This window comes from Confluentibacter sediminis, assembly GCF_003258355.1.
GTDB classification, from domain to species: Bacteria; Bacteroidota; Bacteroidia; order Flavobacteriales; family Flavobacteriaceae; genus Confluentibacter; species Confluentibacter sediminis.
On sequence record NZ_QKPO01000007.1, the window covers coordinates 212,395 to 233,247 of the forward strand.

General features: G+C 33.4%; 16 protein-coding genes and 1 tRNA gene. 7 read left to right on the forward strand and 10 right to left on the reverse strand.

The features are described from left to right. Positions 1–32: 32 nt before the first annotated feature. The 5 genes from DKT72_RS07995 to DKT72_RS08020 all read right to left on the reverse strand — a co-directional run bounded on the left by DKT72_RS07995 (position 33) and on the right by DKT72_RS08020 (position 8,976). Complete coding sequence (locus DKT72_RS07995; RefSeq protein WP_111308212.1) at positions 33–1,601, reverse strand: glycoside hydrolase family 43 protein; 1,569 nt, start codon at positions 1,599–1,601, stop codon at positions 33–35. Positions 1,602–1,624: 23 nt separating this feature from the next. Further along, positions 1,625–3,610, reverse strand: coding sequence for an alpha-L-arabinofuranosidase family protein (locus DKT72_RS08000; protein ID WP_111308213.1), 1,986 nt, complete (start codon positions 3,608–3,610; stop codon positions 1,625–1,627). Continuing rightward, the gene (locus DKT72_RS08005; RefSeq protein WP_220628100.1) at positions 3,610–5,925 is read right to left on the reverse strand and encodes a glycoside hydrolase family 127 protein; all 2,316 of its coding nucleotides are present in this window, start codon (positions 5,923–5,925) and stop codon (positions 3,610–3,612) included. The genes DKT72_RS08000 and DKT72_RS08005 overlap by 1 nt, the downstream gene beginning before the upstream one ends. A gap of 38 nt (positions 5,926–5,963) precedes the next feature. Further along, positions 5,964–8,429, reverse strand: coding sequence for a glycoside hydrolase family 95 protein (locus tag DKT72_RS08010; RefSeq protein ID WP_111308214.1), 2,466 nt, complete (start codon positions 8,427–8,429; stop codon positions 5,964–5,966). Between the two features lie 474 nt (positions 8,430–8,903). Continuing rightward, positions 8,904–8,976 (reverse strand) — tRNA-Lys (locus DKT72_RS08020). 126 nt (positions 8,977–9,102) lie between these two features. Between DKT72_RS08020 and DKT72_RS08025 the strand changes: the two genes are divergently transcribed. Then, positions 9,103–9,624 carry a shikimate kinase gene (locus DKT72_RS08025; RefSeq protein ID WP_111308215.1) on the forward strand — a complete coding sequence of 174 codons (522 nt, stop codon included), beginning with the start codon at positions 9,103–9,105 and terminating at the stop codon, positions 9,622–9,624. Here the strand turns inward: DKT72_RS08025 and DKT72_RS08030 are convergent. After that, positions 9,616–10,119, reverse strand: coding sequence for a phosphoribosyltransferase domain-containing protein (locus DKT72_RS08030; protein ID WP_111308216.1), 504 nt, complete (start codon positions 10,117–10,119; stop codon positions 9,616–9,618). The two genes, DKT72_RS08025 and DKT72_RS08030, sit on opposite strands and share 9 nt — an antisense overlap. A gap of 86 nt (positions 10,120–10,205) precedes the next feature. Then, positions 10,206–10,589, reverse strand: a complete 384-nt coding sequence (locus DKT72_RS08035) for an RNA-binding S4 domain-containing protein (RefSeq protein WP_111308217.1) — start codon at positions 10,587–10,589, stop codon at positions 10,206–10,208. Between the two features lie 171 nt (positions 10,590–10,760). Between DKT72_RS08035 and DKT72_RS08040 the strand changes: the two genes are divergently transcribed. Then, positions 10,761–11,774 (forward strand): FKBP-type peptidyl-prolyl cis-trans isomerase, encoded by a 1,014-nt coding sequence (locus tag DKT72_RS08040; RefSeq protein ID WP_162623267.1) that lies wholly within the window; start codon positions 10,761–10,763, stop codon positions 11,772–11,774. Between the two features lie 63 nt (positions 11,775–11,837). On the opposite strand, the gene DKT72_RS08045 is transcribed toward DKT72_RS08040, so the two are convergent. The 3 genes from DKT72_RS08045 to DKT72_RS08055 form a co-directional block, all read right to left on the reverse strand. Then, on the reverse strand, positions 11,838–12,452 hold the full coding sequence (locus DKT72_RS08045) for an outer membrane beta-barrel protein (RefSeq protein WP_111308219.1): 615 nt from the start codon (positions 12,450–12,452) through the stop codon (positions 11,838–11,840). A 173-nt stretch (positions 12,453–12,625) separates the two neighbouring features. Further along, complete coding sequence (locus DKT72_RS08050; protein WP_111308220.1) at positions 12,626–13,579, reverse strand: transketolase family protein; 954 nt, start codon at positions 13,577–13,579, stop codon at positions 12,626–12,628. Positions 13,580–13,695: 116 nt separating this feature from the next. Next, on the reverse strand, positions 13,696–14,541 hold the full coding sequence (locus DKT72_RS08055; protein WP_111308221.1) for a transketolase: 846 nt from the start codon (positions 14,539–14,541) through the stop codon (positions 13,696–13,698). Between the two features lie 271 nt (positions 14,542–14,812). Between DKT72_RS08055 and tgt the strand changes: the two genes are divergently transcribed. From tgt to dnaB, 5 genes are all read left to right on the forward strand, one after another. Further along, positions 14,813–15,943, forward strand: a complete 1,131-nt coding sequence (gene tgt / locus DKT72_RS08060; RefSeq protein ID WP_111308222.1) for a tRNA guanosine(34) transglycosylase Tgt — start codon at positions 14,813–14,815, stop codon at positions 15,941–15,943. A gap of 58 nt (positions 15,944–16,001) precedes the next feature. Beyond that, entirely contained in the window at positions 16,002–17,078 is a 1,077-nt protein-coding gene (locus DKT72_RS08065; protein WP_111308223.1) for an LptF/LptG family permease, read from the forward strand. A gap of 197 nt (positions 17,079–17,275) precedes the next feature. Continuing rightward, positions 17,276–17,956, forward strand: a complete 681-nt coding sequence (locus DKT72_RS08070; RefSeq protein WP_317048429.1) for a DMT family transporter — start codon at positions 17,276–17,278, stop codon at positions 17,954–17,956. A 153-nt stretch (positions 17,957–18,109) separates the two neighbouring features. Continuing rightward, positions 18,110–19,063, forward strand: coding sequence for an acetyl-CoA carboxylase carboxyltransferase subunit alpha (locus tag DKT72_RS08075; protein WP_111308224.1), 954 nt, complete (start codon positions 18,110–18,112; stop codon positions 19,061–19,063). 167 nt (positions 19,064–19,230) lie between these two features. Further along, a complete protein-coding gene (dnaB, locus tag DKT72_RS08080) occupies positions 19,231–20,772 on the forward strand; it encodes a replicative DNA helicase (protein WP_111308225.1) in 1,542 nt (513 codons plus the stop codon). The last annotated feature ends 81 nt before the right edge of the window (positions 20,773–20,853 follow it).

The following is a 20,853-nucleotide window of genomic DNA, read 5'->3' on the forward strand; positions in this document are numbered from 1 at the left end:
ATAGTGAAACATTAATGTCAATTTTATTAATATTAATTCATTCTAGATATTTGTTCGCTAATATGGAAATAATCAAAATCCACATACCCACCTACATTTTTGGTAGCATAATTAAAGAGTCCAAATCTATAACCCATAAAATGAGGTAGCGTGTAAGGCATATTTATGGTATCTCCAATACGTGTCCAAGATTTTCCGTCCAGACTATAAAAGAAATTAGCTTTATCCGTTTTGTCTTTAAAATCACATTCAGCTTTAAAATAGATGTTATTTTGATTTAAAGGAACACTTTGCACTTCTTTTGGTTCTCCTTTCGGAGCACTCATCATAACTATTTTTTTAGTGCCATTTTCTAATTTGATCCCAACCAATCCAAATTCTTTTTGTAATAAGCATAAACCTGCAAAATCGCCTTCTTTCATATTGGATACGTCCAGTAACGTGGAACCCGTGCTTTCTGGCCCAATGGTACGTTGGGTTAAGGTGTTTTTAGCTTGAAAAAATGTAGTGTCAATTCTACCCGTTTTTAATCTTAAATAGCCTTTACGTTCTTTAACAGACCAAAGTGAATTATCAGGATTATGATTCCATTGCCAAACTAGGGGTAAATCTTTTTCTTTTTTCTTGCGGTTGAAGTCATCAGAATTTACTATGCCTGGAATTAAAGATTTGTTAGCTGGTAAATCTAATGATTGCGGCACTTTACCATTTTCGCCCAAAACAGGCCAACCATCTTCCCATGTTACAGGAACTATGTATGGAATACGACCAACGCCACCATTATCTCTAAATAAATAAGAGAACCATCTGCCGTCTGGAGTATCAATTAGTCCGCCTTGTGCCACACCTAAATCTTGTAAACCAACACGTCCTTCCCAAGGTCCATTGATATTATCTGCACGATGAATAATGACGGTGCGCATGCCACCTCTTGGCCACGTGATATTAAATAGGTAATATTTTCCATTGATTTTAAAAAGTTGGGAACCTTCTGCACCAAGCATAATGTTGTCTCCAGCGGGAGCACTCGCATTTTCTATTAAAACACGTTCTGTTCCTTCTTTAATACCTGAAAGGTCTTCTTTAAGTTCTGCTATATTAAGTTTTCCAGCGGCCCAAACCATATAAATTTTACCATCATCATCAAATAATATAGAATGATCGTGATACGCAGGTTTAAATTCTATAATTTCCCATGGACCTTTTTCAAGATTTTTAGTAATAAAAATATGTGTTTTGCCCGATGTTGCTGAAAATGTACTTACATAAAATTTACCGTTGTGGTAACGTAAACAGCTAGCCCATGAGCCTCTGCCATACATGTTTTTTCCATTTTCTAAATCAAGTTCATCATTATGCCCAAGCGTATCGTAAGCATAATTTATAAGTTCCCAATTCACTAGATCTTTAGATTTCATGATAGGTAATCCTGGGCTCATATGCATAGTTGTACTACTCATATAATATGTGTCGCCCACTCGAACCATAGAGGCATCTGGGACATCCGCATATATTATAGGGTTTTGTGCTTTATTTTCTTGTGCGTTTGTTGTACAAATAATTATACTGCTTAAGATGATGGATTTAAAAAAATTATTCATTAGTTTAATATTTTGTTTTAGCTTTAATTGGTTTTAATTCTTATAACTGTTAAAGATGTGGGAGGGGCTATGTAATCAAATGATTTACTTACTTTAATAGTCGAATTTATTGGAGCTATATTATTTGGATTTTCTAAAGTGTTTTCGGCTATTGCATCTCCAGTTAATATAATTTGTTCTGCATCAAATAGCAAGTTTTTAAACTTGTTCAAATTCACTTTCATACTTTTTTCTTTAGTTCCTGTATTTACCATTTTTAAAATAATATCACCAGTTTTACTATCTTTTAAACAGGAAGCACTCAGGGTTGAATCTTTTTTTGTTGAAATGATATTTTTGTAATAAGTGTCTCCATAATTGGTGCTAAACATTTTTTGAACATAATAATTGGGGGTTAGGCTATAAGTTTCATTATCAAAAAATATCATATCTGTTGTCCATTGTGTATGATTTTTTTTAGCAAATAATGGAGCATACGAAGCCATTTTCACGATGTCGGCATTGCGTTCTAGAGTTGTCATATAAGCAGCTTCAGCAATGGCATTTTTTAATTTATTTCCCCAAGAAGCATATTCACCCAAATAAACCCCCGGTTTTTTCCTGTCGTAAGAATCATAGCGGTTTAGATTGGAAAGAAACCATTCTGGTTGTTTGTAATAATGTTCATCTACAAGAGCTATGTGATTGTCATTGGCGATTTCCCAACCTTTTTCAAAGTCTTCTCCATCGGAAAAAGGGCCAGATGTGCCAATAAGTTGAATTTCGGGATATTTTGCCTTAACGGCTTTAGATATCATATTAAATCGCTCTTGAAATTCTGGTGTAATTTTATCTTCATTTCCAATGCCAATAAATTCTAAATTAAAAGGTTCAGGATGACCAGCAGCAGCACGAATAGCCCCCCATTCTGATGTAGGAGAACCATTTGCCCACTCCACAAGGTCTAAAATCTCTTGAATGTATGATTCCATCTCTTCCATAGGTAATGCTTGTTGGCCTGTGCCACCTATTCGCCAAGTGCCTCCCGAGTTTTGACAACTAACAGCTGCGGGCAATACAGGGACTGGTTTGGCACCAATGTCTTCGCAAAATTGAAAATATTCATAATAGCCTAAACCCATCGTTTGATGATAGCCCCAAAGATTTCTTTGCTCAATGCGTTGTTCTATAGGTCCTACTGTGTTTTTCCAACGGTACATATTATCAGTGCCGTCACCGTGCGCTAAACATCCGCCGGGGAAACGAACAAAGGCTGGTGTCATATCGGCCAATAATTTTGCTAAATCTGGTCTCAAACCATTTTTACGATTTTTGAAGGTTTTTTGAGGAAAAAGTGAAACCACATCAATGGCTAATTTTCCTTCTGAAGTTCCTATAACCAAAAGAGAAGCTGCATCACTGTTTTCTGAAACAGTTAACGTTACGTTGTATTTTTTCCAATCTTTTGAGTCTACAGAGATGTTTTCTTTAGCTAATATTTTACCATCAGTTCCTTGTAAAATAATGGTTATTGGAATAGGATGATCTGAAATTTGACGGCCAAACATAGACAAATCATATTTCTCACTAGCCTTCACAATCATAGTATCATAGCCTGAATTTTTAATTCCAACTCCAGGTATACCTTTGTTTTCAGGAATGTTTGCAAATTCTCCAGTGGCATGCTCCCCCACATGTTTAATATCCAACACTGCATAATGTGGATTGTTTGAATGTATGGGATCGTTGGTTTCTATGTTTAAAGAGCCGTAAGAAAACACCTGTTTAACAAACTCCCAAGAGGTGAATGAATGCCATTGTGGATTGTCTGTTGGGGAATATTCAAATGAGCGGTTTTGAATCATCTCGGCATACAATCCGCCATCTGCTGCATAATTGATGTCTTCAAAAAATAGGCCAAATAAGTATGGGCTGATTTTTTTGCTTTGCTGGGCATTGGCTAGATTAATTCCTATAGTTAATATAGCTACTACTAAAGATAACTTGTTCTGATTTATTCTACTATTCATTATTTTTTCAAAATTCTTAATTCGTAAAATCTGGGCGTTGGTCTATCATTGGTTGAAGTGATTTTTACATTTACAATTTCCGTATCCCTCAATTTTATCCGAATGGTTTTGTTTTCTGTTGAAATGATTTCAGCAGGTTGGTCATTAATAGAAATTTCAATAGCATCTAATTTCAATTCATCTAATGCTGAAATATCTAAAAATTTACCTTCTGAATTTTTGTTCGAAAGTTGATAAGACATATAGCCTCGAGTATTCCTCCAAAATTTGTCATCACTATAGCCGGAGTTACTTTTCTCTCCTTTATATAAATGACCGACTTCAGGTTGTTGTTCCCCACAGTTTACTTTGTCAATGGTTTTAGCTTCAAGAGCGGCTGCAGCCATTTCTTGCTGTTTCAGTATGGCTTGCTTTTCTTTGTATTCATCTGTACTATACGTTTGGAAATACATTTGATAACGCGCATCATGAACTTCAAAAAACGGTTGAAGTTCTAAAGAATCTAAACTGAAATGAAGTTTTCCTAAATCTTTGGGTTTGGAAAGATAGCTATCTTTATCACCAACTAAAGCGTAGGCTTCATCTAAGGGAAAGTATTTACCATGAGTAGCATGTCCCATACGACTATCATCAGCAAATAAACCGTCCAAATTTTCTGTTGAGGTTTTTGCTGCCAGTACTATAGGACCATCAACGTAAGCAACCCAATTAGAACCATCAGGTAAATTTTCTAAATGTGTTGAAGTTTTAAATTTGATAGTTATTTTATCTCCAGATTTCCATTTTTTATTTATTGATATATAACTAGAAGGCGTTTCTTGTGTTTTTTGAAGGGTTCCATTCACTAAAATTTCAAAATTTCCAGCCCATTTTGGTTGACGAATATTTATTGCAAAAACTTGTTTCTTTTTAAGGTTTAAAACTATTTCCGACTGATTTTCATAAGGGAATTTGGTGTTTTGAGTTAGCGCTATGCCTTTTTCTTTCCAATTCAAAGTAGATGGAATAAAAAGATTCACAAATACATCATTTTCGTTATGGCTATAAATTAATTCACCATATTTCGTATGGTTTTCTAATCCAGAACCCACGCAACACCACATACTGGTGTCAGGTTGCGAATACACTCTGTAATGATTAGGGCGTATGGATGTAAAATATACAAAACCACCTTTTTCTGGATGCTGACTTGATAAAATATGATTGTAAAGCGTACGCTCATAAAAATCTAAATAACTCACATCATTATTGTCAAGAAACAATGCTTTACTTAATCGAACCATGTTGTAAGAATTACAGGTTTCGGGTCCTTGATTGGATTTTATCATACTGCTAAAATCGTCTACAGGATTAAAATGCTCAGCAACACTGTTACCTCCGAAAGCAACACTTCTAGTTTGCGCAACATCTCTCCAAAAAAACTTCACAGCTTCAGATAATTCTTTGTTATCGGTTAATTCTGCTACTTTTTCATAGCCAATAATTTTTGGTATCTGGGTGTTAGCATGTAATCCTGTTAACTTGTCTTCTTTGTGTAATAAAGGTTCTAAGAAACTTTTATGAGTCAATTTTTTAGCGGTTTCTAGGTATTTTTTATCTTTTGTAATAGTATATAAATCGGCAAAGGATTCTGTAATACCGCCATGTTCTGTTCTTAAAATGTTTTGTATTTGTTCGTCAGAAAGTGGGGCAATCAAGTCAATAAACCAATCACCTAATTTAATGACAATAGTTTTAGCTTTTTCGCTACCTGTAAAATGGTAAGCATCAATTAAGCCTGCAAATAATTTATGGATATTATAAAGAGGCACCCAAGTATTATTTAAACCAAATCCGCTACCATCAATATCGCCTTTATGAATCCGCTCCCAAAATATTTTGCCCTGCGGAATACCGCCTACATAACCATTGCCATTTTTGTTTTGGCAACGTTCCAATTCAGAAAGCATATAATCTAAACGTGTTTTAAGCTCTTCGTTATCTGTAGAAGCATATAACATGGCTAAAGCCGATAGATAGTGTCCAGCAATGTGGCCATCTAATCCTATACTTTCCCAGTTACCATAACGGTCTTCTTTTGTTGGAAATCCAGCGTCAATTAAATAAGGGGCTAAAAGACGATCTGGTTCTAAATCAAGAATGTATTTCATGTCCACATCTTGAGCATTTTTGAACGGGCCGTCTGTAATTCTTACCTCTTGTAATTTAAAAGTTTGCATTTGGGCAAATCCAGCGTAGGAAATAAGTAAAAAAAACAAATAGCTCGAATTTTTAACTAGAAAGGGAATGGTTTTTTTAAAATGTTTAACGTGCATTTAATTATGTTTTAATTTTATCGTTCGTCTGTTTTTCTCTATTTCATAACAAAGGTGTATGATTTGCCTTTTTGAGTAGGCATATCATATAGAAATGTTTGTTTTAATGGTAACGGCTGAATATCTGATGCGTCAGAAATAATAGGGTCTTTAATTTTACTAACTACAAAAAAGTCATTAGGATTTTCACCAGAGGCGTTTTTTAGTTTTTTTCCGGATTTCGATTTCATTTCATTGGGGGTTCTTAATCTTAAGTTACCACCTAAAGTTGATGTGATTTTCACAGATACCAATTCGCCATTTTCCCAAGTCATATTATCAATTGTAAAACCACCTCTTGTTTTTAAACCACTAATCATACCATTTTTAAAATTATCTGGTAATGCTGGTATTAATTGTATGGCACCATCTGAACTTTGCATTAACATTTCTGTGATTCCAGAAGTGCAACCAAAGTTACCATCAATTTGAAAAGGAGGGTGTGCATCAAAAAGGTTGTTGTATGTGCCACCACCACCACGAATAGTTCCAAGTGGCATTAATTGATTTTGAATTAATTTGTAGGCATGATTACCATCTTGCATTTTTGCCCACCAGTTTACTTTCCAGCCCATACTCCAGCCAGTTGATACATCTCCTCTTTGTAAAAGTGTGTTTTTTGCTGCTGCAAAAAGTTTAGGATTTCTATAAGGCGAAATTTGGTTTGATGGATATAACCCATATAAATGGGAAATATGACGGTGATTGTCAGTTGGGCTATCAACATCGTCTAACCATTCTTGTAATTGATTGTGTTTGCCAATTTGCATGGGAGGTAATCTTTTTTTGAGGCCTTCTAATTTCTCAATTAAATCTTTATCTTTTCCAAGTGCTTTAGCTGCGTTAATAGTAGCACTGAAAACATCAAACGCCAGTTGATTGTCCATGGTCGATCCTGCAGTTATGGAAGCACCTTGGTGTTCTTTGGGGGCATTTTCTGGAGAATTTCCAGGGGCAACTACTAACCATTTGTATTTTGGGTGTTCTACTAAAAAATCGGCATAAAATTGAGCGGCACCTTTTATAGCAGGATATACAGATTCTAGATATATTTTGTCACCTGTATACAAATAATGTTCCCATAAATGTTGACTTAACCAGCCGCCGCCGCCATTCCAAATGCCCCAGAAAGAACCATCTATGGGGCCTGTTATTCTCCATATATCTGTATTATGGTGTGCCAGCCAACCATGGGCACCGTACATCACTTTTGCTGTTTCCTTGCCTGTTTCAGAAAGTTCCATAATCATTTTCAAAAGCGGCTCGTGCATCTCTGATAGATTGGTTTTCTCTGCAGGCCAATAATTCATTTCTGCATTAATATTGATTGTGTATTTACTGTCCCATGCAGGCTTCATATTTCCATTCCAAAGACCTTGGAGGTTTGCGGGTTGACCACCGGGTTGCGATGAAGAAATTAACAAATATCTTCCGTACTGGTAATAAAGAGTGACAAATGAAGGGTCTTCAGTATTATTGAAGTTTTTAAGCCGTTCATCTGTTGGTAATTTACTTGCTTCTGTAGAGCCTAGATCTAGGTTTACTCGATTAAAATAGTCTTGATAGGCGGCTATATGTTCAGCTTTCATAGTTTCGTAATTCTTATTGAAAGCTTTGTCCATATAATCTTTAGCACGCTGATTTTCGTCGCCAGTTATATCATGATAATTATTAAAGTTTGAAGCAATAGAAATAAATATAGTTACAGAATTTGCATTCTTTATATCTACTGAATTATCGGTATGGCTCATATTACCACCATTCGTTTTTATTCTGGCCAGTGCATTAAATTCTACTTTACCTTCTACACCCTCATGGTCGCTGGTAGTTCCCCAAAGAGATAACTCGTTGTTTCCATTAATTTTAATCTTCTGTTTAACATGTTGTGTGGTTAGTGATGCTGAAAAAGAAATCTTTTCAGGCTTATCTGCAGAAAGTCTAACAACCATTACTCTGTCTGGAAAGGAAGTAAAAGCTTCTCTAACATATGTGACACCATCAACCGTATACGTAGTTTTGGCAATGGCATTTTCAATATCTAATTCCCGATAATAGTTAGAATAATTTTCATGACCCGCAAACGTCAATTCCAAATTGCCAACAGGTTGGAACATTTGGCCGTGAGATTTTTTGGTGATTATTTTTTCATTCGCTAAGTTCTCAGCTGCTTTGTATTCTCCTTCAAAAATGAGTTTTCTAACTTCAGGTAATGCTTCTAAGGCATTAGGATTATCGTTTCTATTCGGGCTTCCACTCCAAACAGTATGCTCATTAAGTTGGAAAATGTCTTTTTCAACATTGCCATAAACCATGGCTGCTTGGAAACCATTCCCAATAGGTAGCGCATTTTCCCAAACTTTTCCAGAGGGTGCATTATACCATAATTTCATGGTATTTGTGTCTTGAGCAAATCCTGATGTTGAAATTCCAATTAGAAATAAAAAGATGGTTAAGCTTTTCTTCATGTTCTTAGTTATGTTTTAGATGGTAAAAATTCAATTAATAAATATATTGAATAAAGTGTAAATATTACACTTTTAAAGTTTAAATATTTTTTAAAACTTGTTTAAATTTTTGCATGGGATTGAATAACAAGAGTGTGTGATGTGTTTTTATGATTTTTTTATGATTTTTTTTAGGTAAGTGATTATTCTTTATCGATTGACAACAATTGTTCCTGGTTCACAGAAATACAAATGCATCGGCAGATTTCTTCAATACAAAAATAAAAGTTTTTAGGGCGCAGTTCAGAGGTGTAAGAAATACAAAGTTCTTCCTCTTTAGGTTAACTCAATTATTTACATAAATTTTCAAAATATCCAGAAATTAGGCTTAATCCCTAATTTGGAACTCCGAAAGTTGAGTTCTTAAAAAAGTAAAGCCTTGAAAATTTTAATATTTTCAAGGCTTTGTAACAACTTGTTGAAAGTTAATTAAAGTGACCGGGCTGGGATTCGAACCCAGGACCCTTTCATTAAAAGTGAAATGCTCTACCAACTGAGCTACCAGGTCTGTCTCTTTAATGAGGGTGCAAATATAAAATGTTTAATTAATAAAACAATGCTTTTTTTGTAGATTTTTTTGTTTTTTTGCGGAACTAATGTCTATGTTTTTAATAATCAATTTAAAAGCTAAAAAATGAATGTAATATTAATAGGGTATATGGCTTCAGGAAAGTCCACAATAGGTAGGGTTTTAGCTGAAAAGTTGAATCATCATTTTATTGATTTGGATGATTATATTGAAAAAAAGGAGCAAATATCTATTGGGAATATTTTTAAATCTAAAGGTGAAATATATTTTAGAAAGCTAGAAAAAAAATATTTGAAAGCTATTTTAGAAAACGAAAATCATGTGGTTTTATCTTTAGGAGGTGGTACGCCATGCTATGGAGATAATATGAATCTAATTTTAAATGATGCTAATTCCATAAGTATTTATTTAAAAACGAGTATTGCAGCATTAGTGAGTAGATTAAAGAATGAAAAATCTAAACGCCCTTTAATTGCTCATATTGAAACGGATGATTTACTTGCAGAATTTATAGGAAAACATCTGTTTGAGCGCTCCCAGTATTACAATCTCGCTGAAACAAAAATTGTTACAGATGGTAAAGCAGGAACAGAAATTGTAGAAGAGTTGATGGCGACTCTACTTTAAAAAAGCTTCAAAAACTTTACCTTCTAAATTAATATATACATGCTCTTGCAAGGATGTAGATAATGAGATGCCTTTAAAATCGGCTTTAACTGGATATTTTTTGTGGTTTCTGTTTACTAAAACAGCTGTTTTAAATTGTTTTAATGGTACGTCTAAAAAATGTTTAACACCATAAATTAAAGTAGTGCCAGAGTTTAAAACATCATCCACTAAAACTAAAGATTTATTTTTATAATCTTCTTTAGTAAGCGAGGTTTTAATATCTAACCAGGGATTTTTTTTGTCAATACTAACTTTACAAAGAATCACATGTAAATCAGATATTTTTTGTAAAACTGTTTTTAATTTTTTTGCAAAAATATAGCCATTGCCTTCTATACCAGCTAAAATCACTTCATTTTCATTCACATTTGTTTCATAAATTTGAAATGCAATGCGTCTAATTTTATGATTGATTTCATCATGGTTAAGTATAATGTTGTTTTTAACTTCCATAAGTTTTGGTTAAAAAATTAAAAGCATAAAATTACTCATTTTTATCCGTTTAGATTGTTTTTTTCAAATCACATACGAAAATAAAATTAAATATCACTATTAGACGCTTCCTCATTATAGTCCTCTATATCCCTTCTGTCTTTTTTGGTAGGTCTTCCAACACCTTTTTCTCTATAATAATCTTTAGCGTATTTTAAAAGTTCCTGTGCTTCAAACTGTTCTTTAGGGGTATGGTCCGTTCTATATATATCAACTAATTTGGCTCCAACTCTGCTTTCGGGTAGGTCATTTACCGTAATTTGATATTTTATTTGATTTAACCGTATTTCAATTTTATCTTGAGGATAAACATCTCTGCTAGGCTTTACAATATCATTATTAATCCTGATATGCCCTTTTTTGCAAGCAGTTGTCGCTAAAGTTCTTGTTTTATAATACCTCACACACCATAAATACTTATCAATTCGCATATAATTATTTATAAAAACTACGTTAATGTTCTTGTACAAGATTATATTAAAATTGTATCTTGCGACCTCAAAAATAAACAATAATGTCACATTTATTATTTAAAATTGTAAATGTTGAAAGATTATATATTGTATGGTATGAAATTAGAAAAAAACAATAAAAAAAGACAAATGAATTTAGAAAAAATAGGATTGCTTATTTTATTTTTGACCCTAGGTTTAACGTCTTGTAAAAAAGATGACGACGAAGTTACACCTCCAACACCTCCTAGAGATCGAGGCGAACAGCAGATAAGAGACAAAGACTCTTTGATTGGATATTTAGAAAGCCATTATTATAATTCTGATGATTTTGTATCAAATCCAAATCCAAGCATATCAGATCTTATCATTACCAAATTAAATGATGGAGAAGCTGTGCCAGATGGAAAAACTTTATTGAAAGATGCGGTAGGAAGCTCTAAAAAAACAACTTATGCAGAAACTGAATATGAGTTTTATGTTCTTAATTTAAATCAAGGAGGTGGAGATTCTCCAACTTTTGCTGATGATGTATTTGTGACCTATGAGGGTTTTACTTTAGATGATAATGTTTTTGATAGCGCAGTAACACCAGTAACGTTTGATTTACTATCAGTTATTTCTGGGTGGGGAAAAGTTTTTCCAGAATTCAATACGGCTGAGTCTTTTGTTGTTGGTGATGATGGTAGTGTTAGCTTTATGAACCATGGATTGGGTGTTATGTTTTTGCCTTCTGGATTAGCATATTTTTCTAATGCTCAAAGGGGGATTCCTGCATATTCTCCCTTAATCTTTAAGTTTGAATTATTACAAATGTTTCAAAAAGATCATGACGGAGATGGCATTCCTACATATTTAGAAGGAACGACAGAGAATACTGATGATGACACTTATACAAGTTCTGGTTATATATATCCATTATATGATTATTTAGATACAGACGATGATGGTGATGGTATTTTAACGAAAGATGAAATTGAAATTACAACAGTTAACAAGCTAACTAGACAAGAAGTTCTAGATATAAAAACTTCTTTAGCCTACAATCAAGTGCTTTTAAATAAAATAAAAAAAGAAGAAGATAATAGCTATACAGGAACTATAATTACCTTTACCGATACAGATGGTGTTAAACCTTTTGATTATTTAGATAAAAATAACTAATAATATTAAAAAGCCTCACTATTTCAGTGAGGCTTTTTAATATATGTGTAGAATACGGTTCTATTATAATAGCAGTGATAAACTTAAAATAAGTTGATCTGGTCTAGTATCTAATCTACTTGTTCCTATGCCATTATTTCCAATAAAGGTGGCTTCATTATCACTAAAACCTCTTTCATATCTTAGGTCTATACCAAGTTTATTGATGTTAAGTCCAATACCAAAATTTAATCCAACGGTAAAATCATTTTTCACATCATTAATGGCAATGCCATTAAAATCGGAATCTAAAATATATTGAAATGAAGGGCCGGCAAAAACACTAACAGGCCCTAATACTTTAATACCAACTAATAAAGGCGCATCTAGTTTTTGCATTTTAAAACTATCATTATCATAATCACTTTTGGTACTGGTGTATACTAGCTCTGGTTTAAAATATATTTGATTTCCTATTTTTCCAAATAAACCAATATGATATCCAACGTTTCTATCTGGATGTTTGGCATTACTGCCTATAGACTCAAAATAGTCACCATTGGCATTGTAGTTTAAACCTCCTTTAATACCAAAACCTGTAGCAGATTGCGCAAAAGTAAATGATGATATCGATACTAAAAATAATGCTAGTAAAATGGTCTTTTTACTAGCATATAATTTGTTCTTTAAATTTTTCATAAAATTCGTTTTTAAATTTGACTTGAGTTTTTGATTTTTCAAAAATATATATCCCTTTATAGTTACCTATTATATAATTTTTTCAGATTATTATATAATTCGATAAAATGAAATTGATATATTAATTGACATTCGATATATGTCTAATCAAAAACGTTGCCAAACGAATTTTATTACTTTCTTTTTATAACATTAAGAGCTTTTTCAACAATGGCAGCACTGTTTAATCCGTATTTGTCCATAAGTTGCGCTGGTGTACCAGATTCTCCAAATGTATCATTAGTAGCCACAAATTCTTGCGGGGTTGGGTTGTTTAATGCTAAAACTCTAGCAACACTTTCCCCTAAACCACCTAAATAATTATGTTCTTCAGCAGTTACAATACATCCAGTTTTTGCAACCGATTTAAGAATGGCTTCTTCATCTAAAGGTTTAATGGTGTGGATGTTGATAACTTCAGCAGTAATGCCTTTTTCAAACAATACTTTAGAAGCTTCTAAAGCTTCCCAAACCAAATGTCCAGTAGCGACGATAGTAACATCGGTACCTTCCGTAAGCATGACAGCTTTTCCAATTTCAAATTTCTGATCTTCTGGTGTGAATATAGGCACTACAGGTCTTCCAAAACGTAAATAAACAGGGCCGTGATGAGCGGCAATAGCAATAGTTGCTGCTTTGGTTTGGTTGTAATCACACGTATTGATAACGGTCATGCCAGGTAACATTTTCATTAAGCCAATATCTTCTAAAATTTGATGGGTTGCACCATCTTCACCTAATGTTAAGCCAGCGTGCGATGCACATATTTTTACATTCTTATCTGAATAGGCGATAGATTGACGAATTTGGTCGTAAACACGACCTGTAGAAAAGTTTGCAAATGTACCTGTAAAAGGTATTTTGCCACCAATGGTTAAACCAGCAGCAATCCCCATCATATTAGCTTCTGCAATTCCTATTTGAAAAAAACGCTCGGGGTTTTCTTCAATAAATTTCTCCATTTTTAAAGATCCAATTAAATCGGCACAAAGAGCCACCACATTCGGGTTTGTCCTTCCTAGCTCAGCTAAACCTGCTCCAAAACCACTTCTAGTATCTTTTTTTTCTGTATATGTATATGTTTTCATAAGCCTCCCTAATCCCTCCAAAGGAGGGACTTTTTTCAGGTATTATTTAAATTTAGTAATCATTTTTTATAGGTTGTCTAAACATTCCTCCCTTTTGGGGAGGTTAGGAGGGAATTTTAATAGTCTCCTAGAGTTTCTGGATTTTGTGCTAAACCTTTAGCTAATTGCTCGTCGTTTGGTGCTTTACCGTGCCAAGCATGCGTGTACATCATAAAATCGACACCATGACCCATAATGGTTTTTAATAACACACAAACAGGTTTGCCTTTTCCAGTTTTAGATTTAGCTTCTGCCATGCCTTTTAAAATAGCGTCAATATTATTGCCTTCTTCTATTTCGACTACAACCCAACCAAATGCTTCAAATTTAGCTTTAATGCTTCCCATTGGTAATACTTCGTCCGTAGAACCATCAATTTGTTGTCCGTTTAAATCTATGGTAGAAATAATATTGTCAACTTTTTTGGCAGCAGCATACATAATGGCTTCCCAATTTTGGCCTTCTTGAAGTTCACCATCACCGTGTAGGGTATAAACTAAATGTTTATCACCATTAAGTTTTTTTGCTTGAGCCGCTCCTAATGCTACAGACATACCTTGCCCTAAAGATCCAGAAGCAATTCTTACCCCTGGCAACCCTTCGTGAGTAGTTGGGTGACCTTGTAAACGAGAGTTTAATAATCGGAATGTATTTAATTCTTCAACAGGGAAATAACCTGCTCTGGAAATAACACTATAAAAAACCGGTGAAATATGTCCATTTGATAAAAAGAAAAGATCTTCACCAATACCATCCATATCAAAACCTTCTTTTCTTTCCATAATTTCATTGTATAATGAAACCAAGAATTCTGTACAACCTAATGAACCTCCTGGATGACCAGAGTTTACTTTATGAACCATTCGTAAAATGTCTCTTCGAACTTGAATAGTTAAATCTTCTAAATGTTTAGTGTTTGGCATATCTAATTTGTTAATTTTGCTTGACAAAAATAGGCTATTAAGATAGTTTTACAAAAGATTAATGTTCTATTTTTAAGTAAAATGCGAGTTTAAAAAAAATTTAAAAGGGCTCTAGTTATTTTAAATTATTAAGGAATGTACTTAATATATGGTTACTTTTGTGTCTATACCATTCATTTTGTAAATAGTAATAATTATGCCTAGTTAAGTTGTATAAAATCATTTTAAAATTAAAAAAATATGTAGGTTTGCCGACTTATTATTTCTCAATATGATATTTGAATTAAAAGCCAAAGACACACAAAGTAAAGCAAGGGCAGGTGTAATGAAAACAGATCATGGTGTGATTGAAACGCCTATTTTTATGCCGGTTGGGACAGTAGCTACTGTAAAAGGTGTGCATCAACGTGAACTTAAAAATGATATTAATCCAGATATTATTCTTGGCAATACCTATCATTTGTATTTACGTCCGCAAACCCATATTATAGAAAAGGCTGGGGGATTGCATAAATTCATGAATTGGGACAGAAATATTTTAACAGATTCTGGAGGCTATCAAGTGTATTCGTTGTCAGCTAATAGAAAGATAAAAGAAGAAGGAGTCAAATTCAAGTCGCACATCGATGGGAGTTATCATGTTTTTACGCCAGAAAATGTGATGGAAATTCAACGAAGTATAGGTGCGGATATTATTATGGCTTTTGATGAGTGTACTCCATATCCATGTGAATATAATTATGCAAAACGCTCAATGCATATGACCCACCGTTGGTTAGATAGATGTATTAATCATTTAGAAAAATTACCATTTAAATACGATTATAGTCAGGCATTTTTTCCCATAGTTCAAGGAAGCACTTATAAAGACCTAAGAATACAATCCGCTGAATATATAGCCAATGCAGGAGCTGTTGGTAATGCTATTGGTGGTTTATCAGTAGGAGAACCAGCTGAAGAAATGTATGCTATGACCGAAGTTGTTTGCAACATTTTGCCAGAAGACAAACCTAGGTATTTAATGGGGGTTGGTACACCAATAAATATATTAGAGAATATTGCGTTAGGTATAGATATGTTTGACTGTGTGATGCCGACAAGAAATGCTAGAAATGGGATGTTATTTACGGCTTATGGCACTATAAATATTAAAAACAAGAAGTGGGAAGACGATTTTTCGCCTATTGATGATATGGGAATAACCTTTGTAGATACAGAATATACAAAAGCATATTTGAGGCATTTATTTATTGTTAACGAGTTGTTAGGAAAACAAATTGCGACCATTCATAATCTAGGATTCTATTTATGGTTGGTACGTGAAGCCAGAAAACATATATTAGCAGGAGATTTTAAAGATTGGAAAGATAAAATGGTCAAACAAATGGATAATAGATTATAAAGTTAAAAGTTACTTCAATTATAAATCGTCAATAAAAATCTAATACCAAATATCAAAATTGAAAATACTAGACTGGTACATATTAAAACGTTATCTTTTTACATTTTCTGCAATGTTATTGCTGTTCATCCCTATTGGTATTACCGTGCATCTTGCCGAAAAAATAGGAAAGATTTTAGACAATAATGTGCCAATTGGTGAAGTGCTAGTTTATTTTTTGAACTTTACTATATATTTTGCCAATTTACTCTTTCCCTTATTTTTATTTTTATCGGTTATTTGGTTTACTTCTAAACTTGCCAATAATACAGAAGTGGTCGCCTTTTTAAGTTCTGGCGTGTCTTTTTCAAGATTTCTAAGACCCTATATCTATGGAGCATCTATTGCAGCTATTTTTGCTTTAGTATTAGGTTTATACTTAGCACCTATTGCAAGTAAAGGTTTCAATGAATTTGATTATAAGTATTTTAAAACAGGAAGAAGTGCTGTTGAAAACTCCAACGTTTTTAGACAAATTAATGCTAAAGAGCTTATTTATGTGAGTAGTTTTGATCCTAACAATAAACAAGGAACAAATTTTATTTTAGAGCATTTTGAAGATAATGTTATGACTCATAAAATAACGGCTGATATTATAAAATATAATGATGAAGACACATTATATACCTTGACTAATTATACGAAACGTATTATTGGCAATACTACAGATAAATTAGAAATTGAAAGAAAGAAAGATACACTGTTTGCTTTTGATGCAGAAGATTTAACACCTGTGATATACATTGCTGAAACCAAAATGTATGGCGATTTAAAACAATTTATAGATAAAGAAGAAGCTAGAGGATCTTCTAACGTAGGTCGATATAAATTAGTGCTTTACAGAAAATGGAGTTTGCCTGTTTCTGTATTTATTTTAACGATTATTGCTGTTGCGGTATCGTCTATAAAGCGACGAGGCGGTATGGGGATAAATTTAGCCTTAGGTATTTGTATTGCTATGGTTTTTGTATTTTTTGATAAAATTTTTGGCGTCATGGCAGAGCAATCAGATTTTTCACCTGTAATAGCCACATGGTTTCCCAATGTTATTTTTGGAATAATAGCTTTATTTCTTCTTCGAAATGCTAAACGATAGGTTCAAGAATTACCTGCATCTACATTTTTTGGTTTTTATAGCTGGTTTTACTGCCATTTTAGGTCAACTAATTACAATACATGCAGTACCGTTGGTGTGGTTTAGAATGACTATTGCATCTATTTTAATATTCATTTATATTAAAATAGCCAAAATTCATATTAAAATACCTCTTAAATCAGTTTTAAGACTGTCTATTGCAGGTATTATTATTGCATTGCATCACTTTTTTTGGCGCTATTGATGCATCCAATGTTTCCGTCACCTTGGCGGTATTTTCATCAGGAACTTTCTTTGCATCTATAATAGAGCCCATTATATATAAACGCCGTATTATTTGGTACGAAATTTTCTTTGGAATCTTTGTAATACTTGGAGTTTTTGTAATCACCCAAAGTGAGATTAGCCATATTAAAGGAATTGTACTTGGTATTTTAGCAGCCTTTTTCTCATCATTATTTGCTGTGCTAAATGGTGATTTTTTAAAGCAGCATACGGCAACTGTCATTTCATTCTATGAATTTATAAGTGGTGTAATATTTATCACGCTTTTTATACTCATTTTTGAAGATGGTTTTTCATGGTATTTTTTCGATATAAGCACTGTCGATTTTTGGTATTTGTTCATTTTAGGGTCTATTTGTACTGCTTATGCATTTATAGCGGCAATTTATGTTATGAGGCATATAAGTCCATATACCGTTGTTCTTACTTATAATTTAGAGCCTATTTATGGTATTATGATGGCCATTATTCTTTTTCCTGAAAAAGAAAAAATGAGTCCTACATTTTACTATGGTGCATCAATCATTATAGTTACCGTTCTATTAAACGCCGTGTTAAAAAACATGCGGAGGCTGAAAAGAAAACATGCTTAGCTCTCAATCTGGATTAAAGTTTTTATATTTTCTTAGATGTTATTATTTTTGTAATTCGGGCAAAGAGAACCTATATTTCGTAATTTTACTTAAGTTAAATTGAAAAAAATATGTAGGTTTGTAAGCTAATTAAAAATAGAATCATAAATTCTTATGGAATATTTAGAATTTGAACTTCCCATTAAAGAGCTAGAAGAACAGCTTCAAAAATGTCAAGTAATTGGAAAAGAAAGTGATGTTGATGTGTCTGGAACTTGTTCACAAATTGAAAAGAAACTTATTGACACAAAAACCAAGATTTATAAAGATTTGACGGCTTGGCAACGCGTTCAATTATCCAGACATCCAGATAGACCTTATACACTAGATCATATTCGTGCTATTTGTGGTGAATCATTTTTAGAACTTCACGGAGATAGAAGTTTTAAAGATGATAAAGCAATGATTGGTGGTTTGGGAAAAATTGGAGATCAAAGTTTTATGTTTATTGGGCAACAAAAAGGCTACAACACAAAGACACGCCAATATAGAAATTTTGGAATGGCAAACCCCGAAGGATATCGTAAAGCATTACGCTTAATGAAATCTGCTGAAAAATTTGGAATTCCTGTAGTAACGCTTATCGATACACCTGGTGCCTACCCTGGTTTAGAGGCAGAAGAGCGTGGACAAGGAGAAGCCATTGCTAGAAATATTTTAGAAATGACACGTTTAAAAGTACCTATCATTACTGTGATTGTTGGGGAAGGAGCATCAGGTGGAGCTCTTGGTATAGGTGTTGGAGATGTGGTATTGATGTTAGAAAACACATGGTATTCTGTTATTTCACCTGAATCGTGTTCTTCTATTCTTTGGCATAGTTGGGAATATAAAGAACAAGCAGCCGAGGCTTTAAAATTGACATCAACTGATATGAAAAAACAAAAGTTGATTGATGAAATAATTAAAGAACCTTTAGGAGGTGCTCATAGAGATAGAGAAAAAACATTTAAATCTGTAAGCAATGCCATTGTAAAATATTATGATACGCTTAAAAACTTATCACCAAAAGATTTGGTAAATCAGCGTATGGAAAAATATGCTAATATGGGAGTGTTTAAAGGATAATCCTTTTAAAATCATAGCATAAAAAAATCTGAAGTCTTTGGCTTCGGATTTTTTTATGCTTATCCACAATAATCGTAAGTTGTTAACAGTTCGATTGTTAATGGCTGGTTAACAATGATATTTTATATAATGTTTAAAAACTCTCGTAATTAGTTATTTTCGCAGTTATGAAACAACCTGAACAAATAAAATCCTATAAAGTCGATAAAAGCACACTAATAAGTCTAGAGAAAGGAAAAATACCTCCTCAAGCACTTGATTTAGAAGAGGTTGTGTTGGGGGCTATGATGATTGATAAAAAAGGGGTTGATGAGGTTATTGATATTCTAAGCCCCGATGCATTCTATAAAGAATCCCATCAGCATATATTTCAAGCTATTTATCAGTTGTTTGAAAATAGTGAGCCAGTAGACTTATTAACAGTTTCAACACAGCTCAAAAAAAACTCAAAGTTAGAGTTGGCGGGTGGTGATTTTTATCTTATTTCACTAACCCAAAAAGTGTCATCTTCTGCCCATATTGAGTTTCATGCACGTATCATTTTACAGAAATTCATTCAACGTAGTTTAATAAAAATTTCTAGTGAAATTATTGAAGATGCCTATGATGAAACTAAAGATGTTTTCGATTTACTGGATAATGCCGAATCAAAACTTTACGAAGTCACTCAAGGCAATATCAAAAAATCCAGTGAAACAGCTCAAGATTTAGTCATTCAGGCTAAGAAAAAAATTGAAGAAATATCCAATAAAGAAGGATTAAGTGGTATTCCTACAGGGTTTACAAAATTAGATAAACTAACATCAGGCTGGCAACCATCCGATTTGATTATTGTGGCGGCCCGCCCTGGTATGGGGAAAACGGCTTTAACGCTATCTATGGCACGAAACATTGCAGTCGATTTGAATATTCCAGTGGCATTCTTTTCTTTGGAGATGGCTTCTGTACAATTAATTACCCGTTTAATTTCTAGTGAAACAGGATTGTCTTCGGAAAAATTAAGAACAGGAAAGCTTGAAAAACACGAATGGGAACAATTGAATGTCAAAGTAAAAGGTCTTGAAAAAGCACCATTATATATTGATGATACACCATCATTGTCTATTTTCGATTTAAGAGCCAAAGCGAGACGTTTATCATCGCAACATGGTATTAAATTGATTATGATTGATTATTTACAATTAATGACGGGCGGCAGTAGCCATGGTGGAAACCGTGAACAGGAAATCTCTATGATTTCAAGAAACTTAAAAGCATTGGCTAAAGAATTAAATGTGCCAGTAATTGCATTATCACAATTATCGCGTGCGGTAGAAACCCGAGGCGGTAGTAAAAGGCCATTGCTTTCCGATTTACGTGAGTCTGGTGCCATCGAGCAAGATGCTGATATTGTAAGCTTTATTTATAGGCCGGAATACTATAAAATTGATGAATGGGATGATGAAGAGCGTTCGCCGACCGAAGGGCAAGCAGAATTTATTGTAGCCAAACACAGAAATGGTGGTTTAGAAAACATCCGTTTAAAATTTATTGGACATTTAGGTAAATTTGATAATCTGGATAATTTTGATTCGCCTTTTGAATTCCATTCTAAAATGAATGCTGCCGCTAACGATGATACCTTTAAAACTGATAATTTTAAAGCTAGTCCGGATCAAGCTTTTGGAAGTTCATTTAATGATGACGATGATAGTGATGTGCCGTTTTAAAACATAAAACTTAATATTTCCCTAAAGCATTTCAAGTGAATATATTTTTTCATTACCTTTCGGTTTATGAAGAAAACCCTA